The following is a 16,026-nucleotide window of genomic DNA, read 5'->3' as shown; positions in this document are numbered from 1 at the left end:
CAGCGACGGAAAGAAAAGAGGCTGTCCTTTATGCTCAACGAAAATATAAAAGCGATCAGAAAAGCAAAGGGCCTTTCCCAGCAGGAGCTTGCCGTCAAGCTGAACATTGTGCGGCAAACAGTTTCAAAATGGGAGCAAGGCTTGTCGGTTCCAGACGCCGATCTGTTGATTGCCCTGTCGCAGGCGCTGGAAACGCCTGTGAGCACGCTGCTGGGAGAAACAGTTATGGAGTCGGAGGCGGATCGCTTACAAGCAATTTCTGAAAAATTGGAGGTGATCAATTTGCAGCTGGCGCAGAGGAAGACCATGAGAAGAGCTATCATTCGCTGGCTGCTGATTTCCATATGTGCCATGATCCTCGTGATGTTTGCGGCCCTGATTATAGTAAACAGTCCTTATTTGGGCTGGGATTACAGTGACCCTGAAACCGCTGTCCTGGGAGTGGCGTTCCACGCCTTTGAATGGCTGTTTGTCAGAGTGGCGCCTGTTATCTTGATCGCCGCACTCATCGGAATTTTCTTCACACGCAAAAAGGATTGAGTGGATCAACAGGAGTGTTTCTCAAATGAAAAAGATCATCGGAATTGCTGCCGCGGCTGTGATTGTGCTGGGCCTGAGCCTCGTTATTTACAATCAGATTATTCCTGACGAATATGTGCCTGCTGATGATGAAATTGCCCTGCACCTAAAATTGGACACAGAAGAAGATGTTGGGCTGCTGGTTTATGATTATCGCGCAGGCGGCCGCGAATACAGCGGCGGCATATCCAACGCGGACGGATCGCTGATCCAGCACGACTCGGATAATATTGTGGTGTGGAATCGGGAGGAACTCAATCTCTCTTCTGACACCTTCGAGCTGTCCATGCAGTTTAGAATCATAACCGAATATGTGGCGCCCAACTATGAAAATGTATATCCGGATGACATCACAAAGTATATGGAGCCAATCTCGTGGGAGGCACACTTTGGTGAATCCTATTGCATTACCATCACCGGGGATCAGACAAATGGATATCAGGCTGTATTGAACTGATTTGATTAGAGGACACAGCCGAGTCCGACAAAGGCAAGTGAATGGGATTTGCCGCCCAATCTGGCCAATACCGATCACGGCGCCAGGGCGGAACTGGTTTTGCCGATCAACTGAAGCCTGCCGGCTGTCCCTCATGAGGCAGCCGGCAGGCTTTTACATTAGTCCTTTTGCGGGAGGATCTCCCCGCAGAGATAGGCGAACTGCGGGAGTTGATCCATAAAGGGTTTCCAGCGCCGGCGGATCTCGGCGCGCTCCAGGGGATCGGCGTTTTCCAGCCCGTGGTCGTTGTCGGTGAGATATAGGGTGTCCATTCCGATGCTCTCCAGGCACTCCCGGCAGAGGTCTTCCGCCGACTCGATCCGGCGGCCGGTATCCACATAGAGCGGCTCCAGGCCGATGGCCAGCCAGACGTAACCCACCTTGTCCGACCACAGCAGCTCATAATCCGGGCACTGCTGGAGATGCTCCGCGAATACCATGCGGACTTCATCCAGTTCCTTTTTCTCGGTTTCCGTGTAGATCATGATCTTATACCTCCTCAGTTTGTAGTGTGTCCTCTGTCATTTGGCTGATTGCGAAATGCTCACGGATACAGTATAATGAAAATTCCGGGAGGTGTCGTTATGAAAGAGAAAATTCTGGTCATCGAGGATGATCCCACCATCCAGGCGCAGCTGAAAAACCTCCTGGCCGGAAACGGGTATGAGGTGGAAGCGGTTACGGACTTTACGAATCCTGTGGAGCAATTCCGGGCGTTTGCGCCCCACCTCGTCCTCCTGGACATCAAGCTCCCTGGGAGCAGCGGCTTCGAGATCTGCTCCCAGATTCGGGCTTTCTCCGACCTGCCGATCATCTTTGTCACCAGCAGCAACACGGACATGGACGAGCTCAACAGCATCATGCTGGGCGGGGACGCCTTTATCACAAAGCCGTACAATCCGGCGATTCTGCTGGCCAAGATCGCCTCCCTGCTGCGAAAGGCGGGAGCCAGTTCCCAGGCCGCTGAGGTCCTCACCTGGAATGGCGCCGAGCTGCACCTGGAGAACAGCACCATCGCATACGGCGGGAAGGCGGCGGAACTGACCAAGAACGAGGTCAAGATCCTCTACTACCTCTTCAAACACGCCGGGAAGATCTGCTCCCGCAGCGACATCGTGGACTTCCTCTGGGACAACCAGCTCTATGTGGATGACAACGCCCTGAGCGTCAACATCACCCGCATCCGGGAGAAGCTGGCCGGCCTCGGCCTGACAGATTTTATCAAGACCAAGCACCGGCAGGGGTACACCATATGAGCGGGAAATTGTTTCTCAAAAACCATCTGCCCGTCATCCTGCTGAACCTGCTGGGCGCGTTGGCTCTGTCCCTGTTCCTGCTGGCGGTGGGGAACGACATTCAGACGGTCCTGTTCATCCTTACCGCCTGGACGCTTGTCCTGGCCCTGTACCTTGCCGCCGGCTATGTCTCCCGAAAGAAACGGCTGGAGAAGCTGCTGGAAATGGCCGGGCAGCTGAAGGAGCGGTATCTGCTCCCCGAGGTCATGCCGGTGCCGGACCAGGCGGAGGAGCAGGTGTACTATCAGCTCCTGAAGATGGCCGGGAAGTCCATGCTGGAGCGGATCGGCGAGGTGGAGCGGGAGCGGGGCGAATATCGGACCTACATCGAGCAGTGGGTCCACGAGGTCAAGACGCCCATCACCGCGCTGAAGCTGCTGTGTGAGAACAACCGCTCCCCCTTTTCCCGGGAGGTGCTGGCGGAGCTGGAGAACATCAACCGCTGTGCGGAGCAGGCCCTCTACTACGCCCGCAGCGAGCACACAGAGAAGGACTACTCCATCCGGGAGATGAGCCTGGCGGATGTGGTGCATGGGGCCATCGCCGACAATAAGTATCTGCTGCGGCAGTGCGATATGGCCATCACGGTGGATGACCTGGAGATAGTCGTCTATGCCGACGATAAATGGGTGCGCTTTATCCTCAATCAGATCATCAGCAACGCCGTCAAGTACCGCTCCCCGGAGCAGCCCGTCCTGCACATCTTCACGGAGCGGTCGGGGGACCAGGTGCTCCTGTCCATTGCGGACAACGGGATCGGCATCCCGGAGAGCGATCTGCCGCGGATCTTCGAGAAGGGCTTTACCGGCCAGAACGGGCGGACCATCCACAGCTCCACCGGCATCGGCCTGTATCTCTGCAAGCGTCTGTGCGACAAGCTGGGGATCGGGCTGTCCGCATCCTCAGATGGCAGCAGCGGAACCACCATCACCCTCGCCTTCCATATCAACGACTTTATCACAGGGGTGCAGAGCTGACCGGCTCTGCACTTCTTACATTTTTGTAAGAACTGTGAAAGAAAAGTTGATACAAAAGCGGCCGCGCGGCAGGTACAATAGGGGCAAGAAACGAACATAGGAGGCAGGACACATGGAGCCTATCTTGAAGCTGGAGCACATCCAGAAATACTACGGCAACGGGGGAAATGTCACGAAGGCCGTCCAGGACATCAGCTTTTCCGTCCCGGAAGGGGAGTTCCTGGGGATCATGGGGGCCTCCGGCTCCGGCAAGACCACCCTGCTCAACTGCATCTCCACCATCGACACCGTCAGCGCCGGCCACATCTATCTGGAGGGGACGGACGTGACGGAGCTGCGGCCCAAGTCCCTGGCCCGGTTCCGTCGGGAAAACCTGGGCTTTGTCTTTCAGGACTTCAATCTGCTGGATACCCTGACCATCTCCGAGAATATCGCCCTTGCCCTCGCCATCAACGGGGCGCCCGCCGGTGCGGTGGAGCCCCGCATCCGGGAGATGGCCGAGAAGCTGAATATCCGGGACATCCTGGATAAGTACCCTTATCAGGTATCAGGGGGACAGAAACAGCGGTGTGCCTGCGCCCGGGCCATCATCAATCACCCAAAACTGCTGTTGGCTGACGAGCCCACCGGCGCGCTGGACAGCCACTCGGCGCAGATGCTCCTATCCACCATCCAGAGCATCAACGAGCAGCTGGGCGCCACCATCCTCATGGTGACCCACGACGCCTTCACCGCCAGCTATGCCAGCCGAATCCTGTTCCTGCAGGACGGGAAGATTTTTACCGAATTGAATAAGGGCAGCGACAGCCGGAGCGCCTTCTTTGAGAAGATCCTGCATGTCCTGACTCTGCTGGGAGGAGGGGAGAGCCATGTATGCTAAGCTCGTCCTCCGAAACGCCCGGCGGTCGATCCAGGACTACCTGGTCTACCTCCTGACCATGACCGTCTGCGTCACCCTGTTCTATTCCTTTCTCTCTATCTCCAGCAGCTACTACGAGCCGGATATTGGAACGGAGTATGACTTCACCATGCTCAGCGACGGCATGAAGCTGGCCATCTGCGCCGTCACTCTGATTCTGCTGTTCCTGATCCGCTTCGTCAACCGCTATATGCTCCGCCGGAAACAACGGGAGTTTGCCCTCCAGTCCGTCATGGGGATGGAGCAGCGGACCATCGGCCGGCTCTTCTTCGCAGAAACCTTCCTGATGGGGCTGGTGTCCATTGCCGCCGGCATCTTTCTGGGGGTGTTCTGCTCCCAGTTCATCACGGCGCTGCTGCTCACCTCCTATGGAAAGCAGTATGAGATCACCTGGACGATGTTCCCTGACACTGTGCTGCTGACGGCGGGATTCTTCATTCTCAGCTTCCTGGTGGTGGGCCTCTCCAACACCCGGGCCATCCGGAAGATGAAGATCATCGACATGCTCACGGCGGACCGGGAAAACGGGCCGGCGCTTCGCAAAAGCCGCTGGATCTGGGTGCTTGCGATTATCTTTGAAGTGTTCTCGGTCTGGATGTGTGTGACCGGGGTGCAGAAGGTTCTGTTCTACTGGGACAGCCGCTTTGCGCTGCCCGTGCAGCTCATGTTTGGGGGGAACATTCTGTTTCCGGCCATGAGCCTTCTGTGGCCGGTCCTCTGGATGCTCCGGCGGAGGAAAGGCGGGTTCCCGGCGCTCCTCTCCGGGCTTCTACTCTGCTCCCTTCTGAATACCATTGCGGCGGCCAGCATGCCGGCGCTGAACAGCCGTTATCTTCTGGCCCTGGGAGGTGGGGGCGTCAATCAGTACCTGCTCTTTGTCCTGGTGGATCTGATCTTCCTGATCTGCGCCCTGCTCTATCTCGCCAGCAGCTTTCTCGCGGCGTGGAAGGAGGGGGCGCCGGAGCACCGCTACAAGGGAGAAAACCTGTTCTTCTTCGGGCAGATCATCTCCAAGCTGAGCATCACCAGTAAGACGATGTCGCTGACCTGTGTGACCCTGGTGCTGGCCATCTTCCTATTCATCGCCGCGCCGATCCTGGTGGGGTGGGCCTCCGGATACCTGGACGAGCGCTCCATGTACGATGTGCAGATCTTCTCCCGGTATAACGACGTGTATGAGGAGGCGGACCTGCCCGACGACAACTATGACGAGGTCACGGCGTACCTTACCGGGCACCATATCCCCGTGGCAGGCGACTGCGCCTTCAGCCTGTACCTGCCGGAGCGGGCGGACTTCCACAACCGGGTGAAATACGAGTTCCCCGTCGCGGCCATCGCCCTGAGCGACTACAACGCCATCCGGGAGATGCTGGGCTATACGCCCATCACCCTGGCGGACGGAGAATTTGCGACCCAGTGGAAGGCCATCGCCACGGAGGAAGAGCGGGACAGCTTCCTGCGGGAGCATCCGCAGGTGCAGACCGACGCCGGTACGCTGACCCTCTCGGCGCAGCCCTTCTATGAGGACTCCATCGGGGAGACGGCCTACAACTCCTACACGGATGTCCTCTACATCTTCCCGGACAGCGTGTGTGAGCAACTGCTCCCGGTGATGTGCAACCGCTACATCACAACAGAGGAGGCCATCTCCTATGACAACGCCCGGGAACTGGAGCAGGCCTTTACCGGCCAGTACCCGGAGCTGGCTGACACCGGCGTATCCTACTCCATCCGGCTGAGCACCCTGCAGGTGAACAGCACGAAGGCCGGGAACTTTGTCCTGCAGGCCGCCATGCTCTACGGGGCCGTAGTGCTGATGGTCATTTGCCTCACGGTACTGTCCCTGCAGCAGCTCCTGGACGCGGGCCAGTACCGCTACCGCTTCTCCGTCCTGCGGAAACTGGGCGTGGAAGAGGGACGCATCGGAAGGCTGGTGCTCCGGCAGCTTGGAGTGTGGTTTGGGCTTCCCATCGCCGTAGCGATTCTCGTTTCAATGGTGGTGATCGTCTATTTCCTGCAGACCGTGTCCGCGGAGATCGCTGCCTACATCGGGTTCGGCACCCTGATGGCGCAGATCGCTGTGACGGCGGGGATCCTGATACTGCTGCTGATCTGCTATTTTCTCAGCACCTGGCTGCTATTCAAAAAGGCCATCGGAACGGCTCCAGACGGGAGGGCGCTTCCCATATGAAGAAGGCTGCCGGCTTCGTCAAGCCGGCAGCCTTTTGAGGATGCTCTTGTCTTCCCAACCAATAGAACCTATAATAGGGGATAAGATCGGTGCCTTCAGGAACCGCTGAGCACCGACATAATTCCAGAATAGGGAGGGGGATGGATTTTGGTCAAGATTGCGATATGTGACGACGAAGAAAAGTCTGTTGCCCTGCATGAGCGGATGGTCAGGGAGTGCCTGCAAGCGGCGGGGATCGGCTGTGAGATCACAACCTATACCCAGAGCCGCAATCTGCTTTATGATATCACTGACGACGCCTTTTTCTATGATTTGATCCTGCTGGATATCGAAATGCCGGGGATCAGCGGCATGGAACTCCCGCAGCAGATCAAGGGATTTTTACCCAACGTCAGGATCATTTTTGTGACCTCGCACACGGAATATGCCATTGACGCGTTTGAATTGTCCATCTTCCGCTATGTTCCAAAGAACAACCTGGAAGCAAAGCTGCCCGCCGCGGTGCTGGACGCCGCAAGACTGATTGAGCTGGAAGCCGGACAGGAGTACACCATCCAGACCGCCAGCCGCCTGGAGAAGATCCCGTTCAAGGATATATTCTATGTCCAGCGGGATGGGAAAAACGCCATGATTGTATCAAGCACCGGGACTGCGAAAGTCAGAAAGAGCCTGCAGCAGGTATTCGACGAATTGAACACGCCGGAGTTCATCTTTATTGACCGTGGCTGTATTGTCAATATCATTCACATTATGAAAATCAGCGGCGGGATGGCGGTGCTCAAGAATGGCGAGCAGCTGCCCATCAGCCGCTCCCACCTGCAGGAGGTAAAGCAGAAGATCAATGAGTTCTGGGGGGCGCATATATGATGGCATGGCTGCTGACGCTCTCCTATTTTTTCACCAATGAACTCCGGCTGTTTGCCGGGCTTTTCCTGGTATCCAGGGTGACAGGATTTCAGCCGAGAAGAGCTGCCATGCTGCTTGCCGGCATCGGGGGTGTCCTGGTCACAGCCCTGCAAACGGTGTCCCAGTCCGCGATTGGGCCGCTGGCCGTTGAGCTGCTGGTGATAACCGCCGTCTCCTGGTATTACCTGCGGGATAAGCTCAATCTATGCCTGTTCCTGGCCTTCTTTTACGAAGTTGGGGTTGGGCTGTGGGATTTCCTGCTGCAAGCCGGCCTGGGCATCCTGTTTCATTCGCGGAGCTTTCTTGAGCCGGCGGCTTTGGAATCCCTGGCCGGCGTTTGGCTGACGCGCGCGCTGATGCTGGGCGGCGCAGTTATGCTGATCCGGCAGAGTGGGCAAAGCGGCGGGGCAATGCGGAGCTTGTCGGTCCTTGTCATCCTCGGCATGGTCGGAGCGGTGACCTTGTCTGAGCAAAAGACGCTCCCGCTGGACGAGGACCTGGTGGGGACCTGGATCATCCTCTCCATGGTGCTGATGTTCGCAATCCTGTTTTATCGAGTCAACCGCCAGCGTGAGATGGAGTCGGAAATCGCGCGGCTGAAGCAGGAGCAGGCTGAGATCGTGGAGCGGGATTATCAGGCGCTGCGCCGTACCTATGAGGGCAACGCCAAGCTCTATCACGATCTGCACAATCATATCGAGGCTATTTATCAATGCCTCCTGCAAGGGGATACGGAGGAGGCAGCCCGGTACTGCGAGGATCTGAGAACCCCCGTCCGGGAGATTTCCCAGACGGTTTGGACGGGCGACAAGGCCCTTGACTACTTGATCAGCAGTAAAATGGCATTGGCGGAGCAGGAGCAGATCAAAACCAGGGTCAACATCGAGTATCCCCACAATACCAATATTCGCAGCGTTGACCTGACAACCATTTTAGGGAACCTGCTGGACAACGCTTTGGAGGCGGCGCAGGCCGCACCCGATGACCTGCGCTTTCTCAATCTGACCATCCGGCGGATCAACGCTATGCTGATCATCAAAGTGGAAAACGGATATGGGCATGACCTGAAACGGGAGGACGGGAAACTTCTGACCACAAAACCGGACAGAGCATTTCATGGATGGGGACTGAAGAGCGTACAGACGGCAGCAGACCGCTATGATGGGACCGTCAGCACGGATGATAAGGACGGCATATTTCAATCGGTCGTTACGCTGTCCTTCCAGGCGATCAAAACGGAATAACCTCCATGCGAGGTGCGGCGGGCAGCCTTTGGGACGCCCGCCGCTTTTTCGTGGTCAAAAACCTACCGTTTGCGGACATTTCCGCCGGCGGGCTTCTTTTGGTGTATGCTTGCATTGTAAACAAGAAGCCCGCAAACAAGCAAAAAGGTAGGAGGTTATCCATATGCGTCACTTTTATTTCCGTTTGATCCTCGGCATCGTTTTTATCGGCTGTATGATTTTCAGCTTCGTCACCATGAACATCCCGTTTGCACTGCTGTATATCTTCCTTGGCGGTTCCTTCCTGTATTCCGCCTATTCGATCTGGAAGAAGGACAAAGAGAATCGGGGGTGAGCGGTATGAGCAGCACGGCACTTCTTTCCCTCAACAATTTAAGCGTCTGGTACACCGCCGGCCATCCCGTACTCTCTGGGCTTTCGCTGGATTTGGGGGAGCATGAGGTTGTCGGGCTGATCGGTCTGAACGGCGCCGGGAAAACGACCCTCATCAAGACCGTGGCAGGTCTGCTGCCGGGCTACCATCTGGATGAGGCGGCATGGGACGGCCATTCGTTCTCATTCCGGGACAAGGCGTTCAAGCGGAGCCGGTACATTGTCTTTGCGGAGGATCGGTCGTTTCCGTATTTCACATTCCGGGAGTACCTGGCGTATGTGGCTGCGTCCTATGGCGTGGCCTTGCCGGATGTGACCGGCCTGGTAAAAGGCTTCCACTTCGAGGACTATACCGACGTGCTCCTAAAGGAGCTGTCCACCGGCAATCTGAAAAAGGCCTATCTCATTACGGCATTTGCCCTGCGGCCAAAACTGCTGCTTTTGGATGAGCCTGTGAACGGGCTCGATTTCCAAAGCACGGAATTTTTGTACCAGCTCATGGGCGGCTATCAGCAGTATGGGACACTCCTGTTTTCGTCCCATATTTTGGAGAGCATCTGTTTGACCTCTGACCGCGTGCTGGTTTTGGAGCAGGGCAGGATCGGCCGGACGTTTACCGGCACGGAGATCGCTGCCGGGAAGATCCGGGAGGTGCTGGCTGATGAAGAACACCATTAAGGCACTCTCCAAGCAGTTCTTTGGGGCCAAGTATGAGAGCGCCAGAAAGAGTCTTTTGGCGGCGGCGATCCTGTTTATCGCCATCTACGCGGCGGAAATTCGGGTTGCGGTTGCCCCCGCGATCCTCTATCTGACGTCCACCTTGTTTACCGCCGGCGTCATGTGGCAGGTGCTTACCGGACGGCGGCAGATGGAGGCCATGCAGGGAATGTTGATGCTCCCTCTCGATCACCGCGGTTTTGTCTTTGGCTATGTCTTGGTGCTGGGGGCGCATACCCTGGTGACCAAAACGCTGCTGGTCTGGGCGCTGTTCTTTGCGGCCGCCTCATGGAGAATAGGGGAGATCGCCCTTGCGGTCCTGTGCGGCTGTATGGCGTGTGTGGTGACGGCGGCGGGGTATCGGATGTGCCGGAGAGGTCATGCTGTGCTGCCGCTCCTTTGGGCCGCCGGCATCCTGGCCGCTATTTTGCTCTTGCGCCAGTGGGCGGCGGTCCTTTCTGCGGCGGCGGTGAGTGTGATCACCGCAGTACTGTATCTGGCTTTTGCGGATGCCTATGATTTTTATAGTGCCGGCGTTGCAAAGAAAGCTGTCCGGCATACAGGCCGCACCGGGAACGTCTTCACCTACCTGTTGCGCTATTTGATGGCGAACAAGACATACCTTATCAACACTGCGGGCCTGGCCGCGGTCGCCGGTTTTCTGCCGCTGCTGTTTGGCGAAGTTCAAGGCATGAATATGTTTCCCATCGGCCTTGCGATCCTTTGCCTCAACACGCCCATCTGTACACTGCTGTCCTGCGACCCGGATTTGGAGCAGGCGATCCGCGTGCTGCCCGGACAGGCGGAGCGGTTTTGCCGAAAGTATTGCCTGTTTATCTTCGCAATCAACAGCATTGTCGCCTGCATCTACCTTTGCAGCTGGCAGCTCATCAACGGCGGCACTGGTTTTGTCCATGGGATAACGCTTCTTCTGTTTGCTCTGCAAAGCGCCATCCTTTCGGTCGTTCTGGAGTGGAGGTATCCGATCCGTGGCTGGAAAACCGAAAGCGATCTGTGGCATCATCCCCGCAAATACCTCGTCCCGCTTATTATGCTGCTGGCTGCAGCACTGGTTGGGATATGGCCGCCGGCTCTTTGGATTTGGGCTGCGGCTTTGCTGACGGAGTGCTGCGTTTTGCTTGTTGTGACAAGGAGAGATTGACGATGAAAAATTCAAGGTGCTGCCCCAAATGTCATTCGGAAAAAATCGTGCGTGTGCCGGATCATCCGGCACGACACGCCAGTGGGAACAACATCTATACCACAAGGATGACCTTGTTCGGTAAAATTCCAGTGATCCGCTATGTTTGCTGTAATTGCGGTTATGTGGAGAATTGGGTGGAAAACGCGCAAGAGTTGGACGAGATCAAAAAGACATTCGGATAAGGAGACACTGCATGAGCTGGGACATTGAAGTACGCGAGAAAGTATATCAGCGCCTTGCCAATGAGATTTTCTTTCGTATCCTTCATGGGGAGTATGGGTTGGGGACAAAAATGCCCTCATACACAGAGCTTTCAAAAACGGCCGGGAGCAGTCCGGAAACCGTTAGAAAGGCATTCAGTGAACTGTGCCGCCTCGGCCTTATTGATAAGACTCGGTATGGTTATTTTGTGACATCAAATCATGGCCATATCTCTGCGTATCGTCAGAATTACCTCGCTGATTTGGAAGGGAAGTACTTGGATGCAAAAGCAAAAGTCAGCGTAGCGGCTGATGGGGGAATAACTTGTTCAAAATAGTACCCGCCCTGATACTTTCCTTATATTTCGCTGGTAAGATTTCTCCGATGGCAGAGACTTATTTCAGTACCTTATAGTCCACTGTATCACGGCCGCGAGTAAGCAAGAAGGCGGACGGTCCAAAAACCGCCCGCCTTCTTTCAGGCATTGCTTGCGGGCAGGGAAATGAAAACCTTCAGTCCGTGGGATGTCCCCTGCTCAAATTGCACCGTCCCGCCGTGGGCCTCGGCGATCTGTCGCACCAGCTTGAGGCCCGTGCCGTGGGCGGCGGAGCCGTCGGCCTCCAACTGACGGGTGGGATCGGCCACCGACGGAATGCCTGCCGCCGCGCCGCCCGCCACAAAGAGGACCACCGATTTCCCCTCGGCTCTGGCCCCCAGACGGATGGAGCCGCCCGGCGCGTTGTGCCGCACGCAGTTGGTGAGCAGGTTGTTCACCGCCCGGCGCAACAGGAAGGGGTCTGCCTCGATTTGGGGCAGGGGCTCCGACGGCAGATCCATCTCCAAGTCGAAGCCCTCGCCCATGCCGCCGTTGAGGAAGTCGGCGGCGGTCTGGCGGAGAAACGCCTCCACCTGGAGGGGCTCCTTCCGCAGGGCCTGCATGGCGCAGTCCAGCCGCATGGTGAGGTTCAAGTCGTTCACCAGGTCCCGGATCTCCTGACTCTGGGCGCGGATGATCCCCGCCTGCTTTCGGCGCTCCGGCGGCAGATCCGCCGCCCCCTCCATCTGGGCGGCGTAGCCCATGACCATGGAGAGGGGGGTGCGGATATCGTGGGACACGCCGTTGATCCAGTCGGACCGGGCGGCGTCCCGCACCCGCTGGGCCTGCCGGAACCACCGGCGCACCGCGAAGTAGGCCAGGAGCAGCACGCACCCGAGGGCCAGCAGAAAGATGCCGCCGATCCACAGGGGCGCGTCGTGGAGCAGACGGGACTGCATGGAGATGTCGTGCTTCCACATGCTTCCCTTGGGCGAGCCCACCACCAGCAGGCCGTCGTCCCGGATGCGGCATTGCACCGGGTAGTCGCCCAGATACCACCGGGTGAAGGAGGCCACGTCCGTGAGGGTATAGTGCTCCGGCACGTCGGCGGGTTTACGGAGGGACCAGATCACCTGTCCGTCCTCTCCGATCAGGATGGCCCAGCGGTCATCCCCCAGCAGCGCATCCCCGGAAAAGTCATACTCCGTCCCGTCATAGGTCAGGGCGTCGGAGACACGGGTGATGGAGACGCTCCAACTCCGGCCGCCGTCAGAGTAGTAGAAGGCGAGGGCCAGGATGCCCGCTATGGTGATGACGGCGATGAGCGCCGCCGAGGCGGTCACCAGCATGGCCCCCTTGAAAATGCTCCGTAAACTCATTTCGTCCCCTCCCGGCTGAGGCGGTAGCCCAGCCCCCGCACCGTCAGCAGATAGTTTGGGTGGGAGGGGTCCGCCTCGATCTTCTCCCGCAGGCGGCGGATGTGGACCATCAGCGTGTTCTCATAGCCCACCAGAGGCCCGTCCCACAATGCGGCGCACAGGGCGTCGATGGTGACGATGTTGCCCCGGGCATCCCACAGCTTCTTCAACAGAATGAACTCCTTGGCGGTGAGAGCGGTCTCCGCCCCGTTTCGGCGGACAGCGCTCTTGCCCCAGTCGATCTCCGCGTCCCCCAGCCGGGCGGTCTGGACCTCCTCCCGGTACACCCGCCGGAGCACCGCGTGCAGGCGGAGCAGCAGCTCCTGAGGGAGAAAAGGCTTGGTGATGTAGTCGTCCGCACCCAGGCCCAAGCCCTGCAGCCGGTCGGCGTCCTCGTCCCGGGCGGAGAGGAACAGTACCGGCACGTCCCGGTTTTCCCGGAGTTTCCCTAACAGGGAGAAGCCGTCCCCGTCCGGCAGGTTCACGTCCAGCAGCACCGCGTCCGGCGCCGCGGCCCGGAACTGTTCCAGCGCCTGGGCGCAGGTGAGGGCGGAGGTTGTCTCATAGCCGACCTGGGTTAGGATCTCCTTCACCATGTTCTGCAGGGCGGCCTCGTCGTCCACGATCAAAATGCGATAGGCCATACTGCGGCCTCCTTTATCATTTTCCCTTTCATTATACCAAATCCTGTCCATCCGTCCAGACCCGGCCGAAGAAGTAAGGTAAACGTAAGGTGGGCTTCATCGGGGCGTAAGGCAGGGGTGCTATCCTTGGGGACATAAGGAGGTCTTGCCATGAACATCATTGAGACACACGACCTGTGCAAGCAGTATGGAAACGCCCTGCGGGTGGCTCACCTGGATCTGGATGTGCCCGAGGGCAGCGTCTACGGCTTTCTCGGCCCCAACGGGGCGGGGAAGTCCACCACCCTGAAAATGATTCTGGGCCTGGTGCGCCCCACGGCGGGGGACATCCGGGTGCTGGGGAAGAAGATGGATGGCGGGAGCCGCCTGGCCGTGCTCCGGCAGGTGGGGAGCCTCATCGAGAGCCCCAGCTACTACGGCCACCTTACCGGGGAGGAGAATCTGCGCATCGTCCAGACCCTCCGGGGGGTGCCGGAGAAAAATATCCGGGAGGTGCTGCAGATCGTCCGGCTGGATGGTCAGCGAGGCAAGAGGGTGGCCCACTACTCCCTGGGCATGAAACAGCGGCTGGGCCTGGCGGCGGCCCTGCTGGGCTATCCCAAGCTGCTGATCCTGGACGAGCCCACCAACGGCCTGGACCCGGCGGGCATCCAGGAGATGCGGGAGCTGATCTGCTCCCTGCCCGAGCGGTTCGGCATGACGGTGGTGGTATCCAGCCACCTGCTCAGTGAGATCGACCAGATGGCGGACCATGTGGCCATCATCCGGGAGGGGGAGCTGGTGTTCCAGGACACCCTGGAGGCCCTCCACGGCCGCAGCCGCCACCACCTGGCCCTGCGCACCACCAACAACGCCGTGGCCCGGGCCATCCTCCAGGAGAAGTCCGTGCCCTGCCAGGAGGAAGGGGGATACCTCATCCTCCCCATCCTCTCTGACGAGATCGCCGCCCAGCTCACCCGCCTGCTGGGGGCGCGCAATCTGGGCGTCATCCGCTTAGAGGAGCGGCAGAAGAGTTTGGAGGACATTTTCCTGGAGCTGACGGGAAAGGCGGCGAGCCTGTGAAACTGCTGAAGCTGGAGTTTTTCAAGTGCCGCCGGCGGAAGATCCTGCTGGTGTGCGCCGCTGTATTGGCGGCGGAGTTGCTGTGGATCGTCTCCACCTTCCTCCGCCAGGACGCCGAGGATCTCCGCCAGGGCTGGATGCTGTTGCTTTACAATCTGGCTATGGTGGACGCCATCATCATGCCCATCAGCGTGGCCACCATTGCCAGCCGAAACTGCGAGCTGGAGCACAAGGGGACCACCCTGAAACTGCTGGAGACTATGGCGGCGCCGGGAGCTCTCTATGCTGCCAAGCTGGCCTGGGGCGCCCTGGTGCTGACCGCCCTGCTCATGGTCCGGTGGGCGCTCTTCATGGGGGTGGGCATCCTGTGGCAGTTCCCGGGGGAGGTCCCTTGGGGGAGGTTCGGGATCTTCACCCTGATCTCCTGGGCGGTGTCTATGATGGTCTACGCCCTGCAGCAGGGCTTGTCCCTGCGCTTTGCCAATCAGGCGGTGGCCCTGGTGTGTGGGATCTCCGGGAGCTTTCTCGGGATCTTGTCCCTGCTGTTCCCGCCGGCCCTGACCCGGTGCGTCCCCTGGGGCTACTACGGCCTTTTGTCCCTGGTGGGGATGAACTGGAATCCGGACACCCGGTTCACCTGGTTCTACTGGGAGTGGCCGGTGCCCACCGACCTGGTGTTGCTGTGCCTGTGGGCGGCGCTGTTCCTGCTGGTGGGACGGGCGCTGTTCGTGCGGAAGGAGGTGTGAGGGATGCTGCTGCGTTGTCTGAGGGCGGAGCTCATCAAGTTCCGCCGGTCGCCGGTGTGGCTGGCCTTTGTGGTGCTGCCCATTTTCCCGGCCATCCTGGGCACCATGAACTATCTGGGGAATCTGGGGCTGCTGCGGAGCGAGTGGTACAGCCTGTGGAGCCAGCACACCCTGTTCTCCTCCATGTTCTTCCTGCCGGCCCTGCTGGGGGTGTTCTGCGCCTGGCAGTGGCGGCTGGAGCACACGGACCACAACTGGAACAGTTTTCTCACCGCGCCGGTGCCGGTGGGGGCCCTGTGCTTTGCCAAGCTGATCTGGGCGGCGGTCATGTCCCTGCTCTCCCAGGCCTGGATCGGGGCGCTGTTTATTATCAGCGGGAAGATCGTGGGGCTCACCGGCCCCATCCCGCCGGAGCTGCTCGGGTGGCTGGCGTGCGGGGCCATCGGCGGCGTGTCGGTGTGCGCGGTGCAACTCTATTTCAGCCTGATCATTCGTGCCTTCGCCCTGCCGGTGGCCTTTGGCCTGGTGGGAGGCATTGCGGGGCTGATTGTCACGGCCCAGGGGTTCGGGTACGCCTTCCCGTACTCCCTGCTGTGCATCGGGATGCGGGCCAACAATCCGAATATGGAGCTGGACTTCGCCCCCTTCCTGCTCTCCGCTTTTGGCTACACGGCGGTGTTCACCCTCCTGGCCGTCCACCATCTCCGGCGGCACGATGTGGCGGCGGAGTAAATAGGCG

General features: G+C 58.8%; 18 protein-coding genes. 15 read left to right on the top strand and 3 right to left on the bottom strand.

From position 1 onward, the window contains the following. The first annotated feature begins 30 nt into the window (after window positions 1–30). Window positions 31–540 (top strand): helix-turn-helix transcriptional regulator, encoded by a 510-nt coding sequence (locus KFE19_05505; GenBank protein ID QUO38964.1) that lies wholly within the window; start codon window positions 31–33, stop codon window positions 538–540. Window positions 541–565: 25 nt separating this feature from the next. Continuing rightward, complete coding sequence (locus tag KFE19_05500) at window positions 566–1,036, top strand: hypothetical protein (protein ID QUO38963.1); 471 nt, start codon at window positions 566–568, stop codon at window positions 1,034–1,036. A 158-nt stretch (window positions 1,037–1,194) separates the two neighbouring features. Here the strand turns inward: KFE19_05500 and KFE19_05495 are convergent, their stop codons facing one another. Beyond that, window positions 1,195–1,560: a hypothetical protein gene (locus KFE19_05495; protein ID QUO38962.1), complete on the bottom strand. Its 366-nt coding sequence runs from the start codon at window positions 1,558–1,560 to the stop codon at window positions 1,195–1,197. Between the two features lie 99 nt (window positions 1,561–1,659). On the opposite strand from KFE19_05495, the gene KFE19_05490 reads away from it, so the two are divergent. The 10 genes from KFE19_05490 to KFE19_05445 all read left to right on the top strand — a co-directional run bounded on the left by KFE19_05490 (window position 1,660) and on the right by KFE19_05445 (window position 11,438). Next, window positions 1,660–2,331 (top strand): response regulator transcription factor, encoded by a 672-nt coding sequence (locus KFE19_05490; GenBank protein QUO38961.1) that lies wholly within the window; start codon window positions 1,660–1,662, stop codon window positions 2,329–2,331. Beyond that, window positions 2,328–3,347: a sensor histidine kinase gene (locus KFE19_05485; protein ID QUO38960.1), complete on the top strand. Its 1,020-nt coding sequence runs from the start codon at window positions 2,328–2,330 to the stop codon at window positions 3,345–3,347. Before KFE19_05490 ends, KFE19_05485 begins: the two co-directional genes overlap by 4 nt. A 112-nt stretch (window positions 3,348–3,459) precedes the next feature. Further along, window positions 3,460–4,227 (top strand): ABC transporter ATP-binding protein, encoded by a 768-nt coding sequence (locus tag KFE19_05480; protein ID QUO38959.1) that lies wholly within the window; start codon window positions 3,460–3,462, stop codon window positions 4,225–4,227. After that, complete coding sequence (locus KFE19_05475) at window positions 4,217–6,457, top strand: ABC transporter permease (GenBank protein QUO38958.1); 2,241 nt, start codon at window positions 4,217–4,219, stop codon at window positions 6,455–6,457. The genes KFE19_05480 and KFE19_05475 overlap by 11 nt, the downstream gene beginning before the upstream one ends. 147 nt (window positions 6,458–6,604) lie before the next feature. Then, entirely contained in the window at window positions 6,605–7,324 is a 720-nt protein-coding gene (locus tag KFE19_05470; GenBank protein QUO38957.1) for a response regulator transcription factor, read from the top strand. After that, on the top strand, window positions 7,321–8,607 hold the full coding sequence (locus KFE19_05465; GenBank protein QUO38956.1) for a sensor histidine kinase: 1,287 nt from the start codon (window positions 7,321–7,323) through the stop codon (window positions 8,605–8,607). The genes KFE19_05470 and KFE19_05465 overlap by 4 nt, the downstream gene beginning before the upstream one ends. A 163-nt stretch (window positions 8,608–8,770) precedes the next feature. Continuing rightward, window positions 8,771–8,941 carry a hypothetical protein gene (locus KFE19_05460; protein ID QUO38955.1) on the top strand — a complete coding sequence of 57 codons (171 nt, stop codon included), beginning with the start codon at window positions 8,771–8,773 and terminating at the stop codon, window positions 8,939–8,941. 5 nt (window positions 8,942–8,946) lie between these two features. Further along, window positions 8,947–9,657, top strand: coding sequence for an ABC transporter ATP-binding protein (locus KFE19_05455; protein ID QUO38954.1), 711 nt, complete (start codon window positions 8,947–8,949; stop codon window positions 9,655–9,657). Continuing rightward, window positions 9,641–10,858, top strand: coding sequence for a hypothetical protein (locus KFE19_05450; GenBank protein QUO38953.1), 1,218 nt, complete (start codon window positions 9,641–9,643; stop codon window positions 10,856–10,858). Before KFE19_05455 ends, KFE19_05450 begins: the two co-directional genes overlap by 17 nt. Window positions 10,859–11,093: 235 nt before the next feature. Further along, complete coding sequence (locus KFE19_05445) at window positions 11,094–11,438, top strand: GntR family transcriptional regulator (GenBank protein QUO38952.1); 345 nt, start codon at window positions 11,094–11,096, stop codon at window positions 11,436–11,438. A gap of 140 nt (window positions 11,439–11,578) precedes the next feature. Here KFE19_05445 and KFE19_05440 read toward each other — a convergent pair whose 3' ends face one another. Next, window positions 11,579–12,796 carry a HAMP domain-containing histidine kinase gene (locus KFE19_05440; protein QUO38951.1) on the bottom strand — a complete coding sequence of 406 codons (1,218 nt, stop codon included), beginning with the start codon at window positions 12,794–12,796 and terminating at the stop codon, window positions 11,579–11,581. Next, a complete protein-coding gene (locus tag KFE19_05435; protein QUO38950.1) occupies window positions 12,793–13,479 on the bottom strand; it encodes a response regulator transcription factor in 687 nt (228 codons plus the stop codon). The genes KFE19_05440 and KFE19_05435 overlap by 4 nt, the downstream gene beginning before the upstream one ends. 150 nt (window positions 13,480–13,629) lie before the next feature. Between KFE19_05435 and KFE19_05430 the strand changes: the two genes are divergently transcribed. The 3 genes from KFE19_05430 to KFE19_05420 are packed head-to-tail and all read left to right on the top strand — an operon-like array spanning window position 13,630 to window position 16,019. Beyond that, window positions 13,630–14,541, top strand: coding sequence for an ATP-binding cassette domain-containing protein (locus KFE19_05430; GenBank protein QUO38949.1), 912 nt, complete (start codon window positions 13,630–13,632; stop codon window positions 14,539–14,541). Further along, the gene (locus KFE19_05425; GenBank protein QUO38948.1) at window positions 14,538–15,287 is read left to right on the top strand and encodes an ABC transporter permease; all 750 of its coding nucleotides are present in this window, start codon (window positions 14,538–14,540) and stop codon (window positions 15,285–15,287) included. Before KFE19_05430 ends, KFE19_05425 begins: the two co-directional genes overlap by 4 nt. 3 nt (window positions 15,288–15,290) lie before the next feature. Further along, entirely contained in the window at window positions 15,291–16,019 is a 729-nt protein-coding gene (locus tag KFE19_05420) for an ABC transporter permease (protein ID QUO38947.1), read from the top strand. Window positions 16,020–16,026 lie beyond the last annotated feature (7 nt).

Source organism: Dysosmobacter sp. Marseille-Q4140, assembly GCA_018228705.1.
In the GTDB taxonomy this organism is placed as follows: Bacteria; Bacillota; Clostridia; order Oscillospirales; family Oscillospiraceae; genus Oscillibacter.
This window is presented reverse-complemented; position numbering and strand designations above follow the sequence as displayed.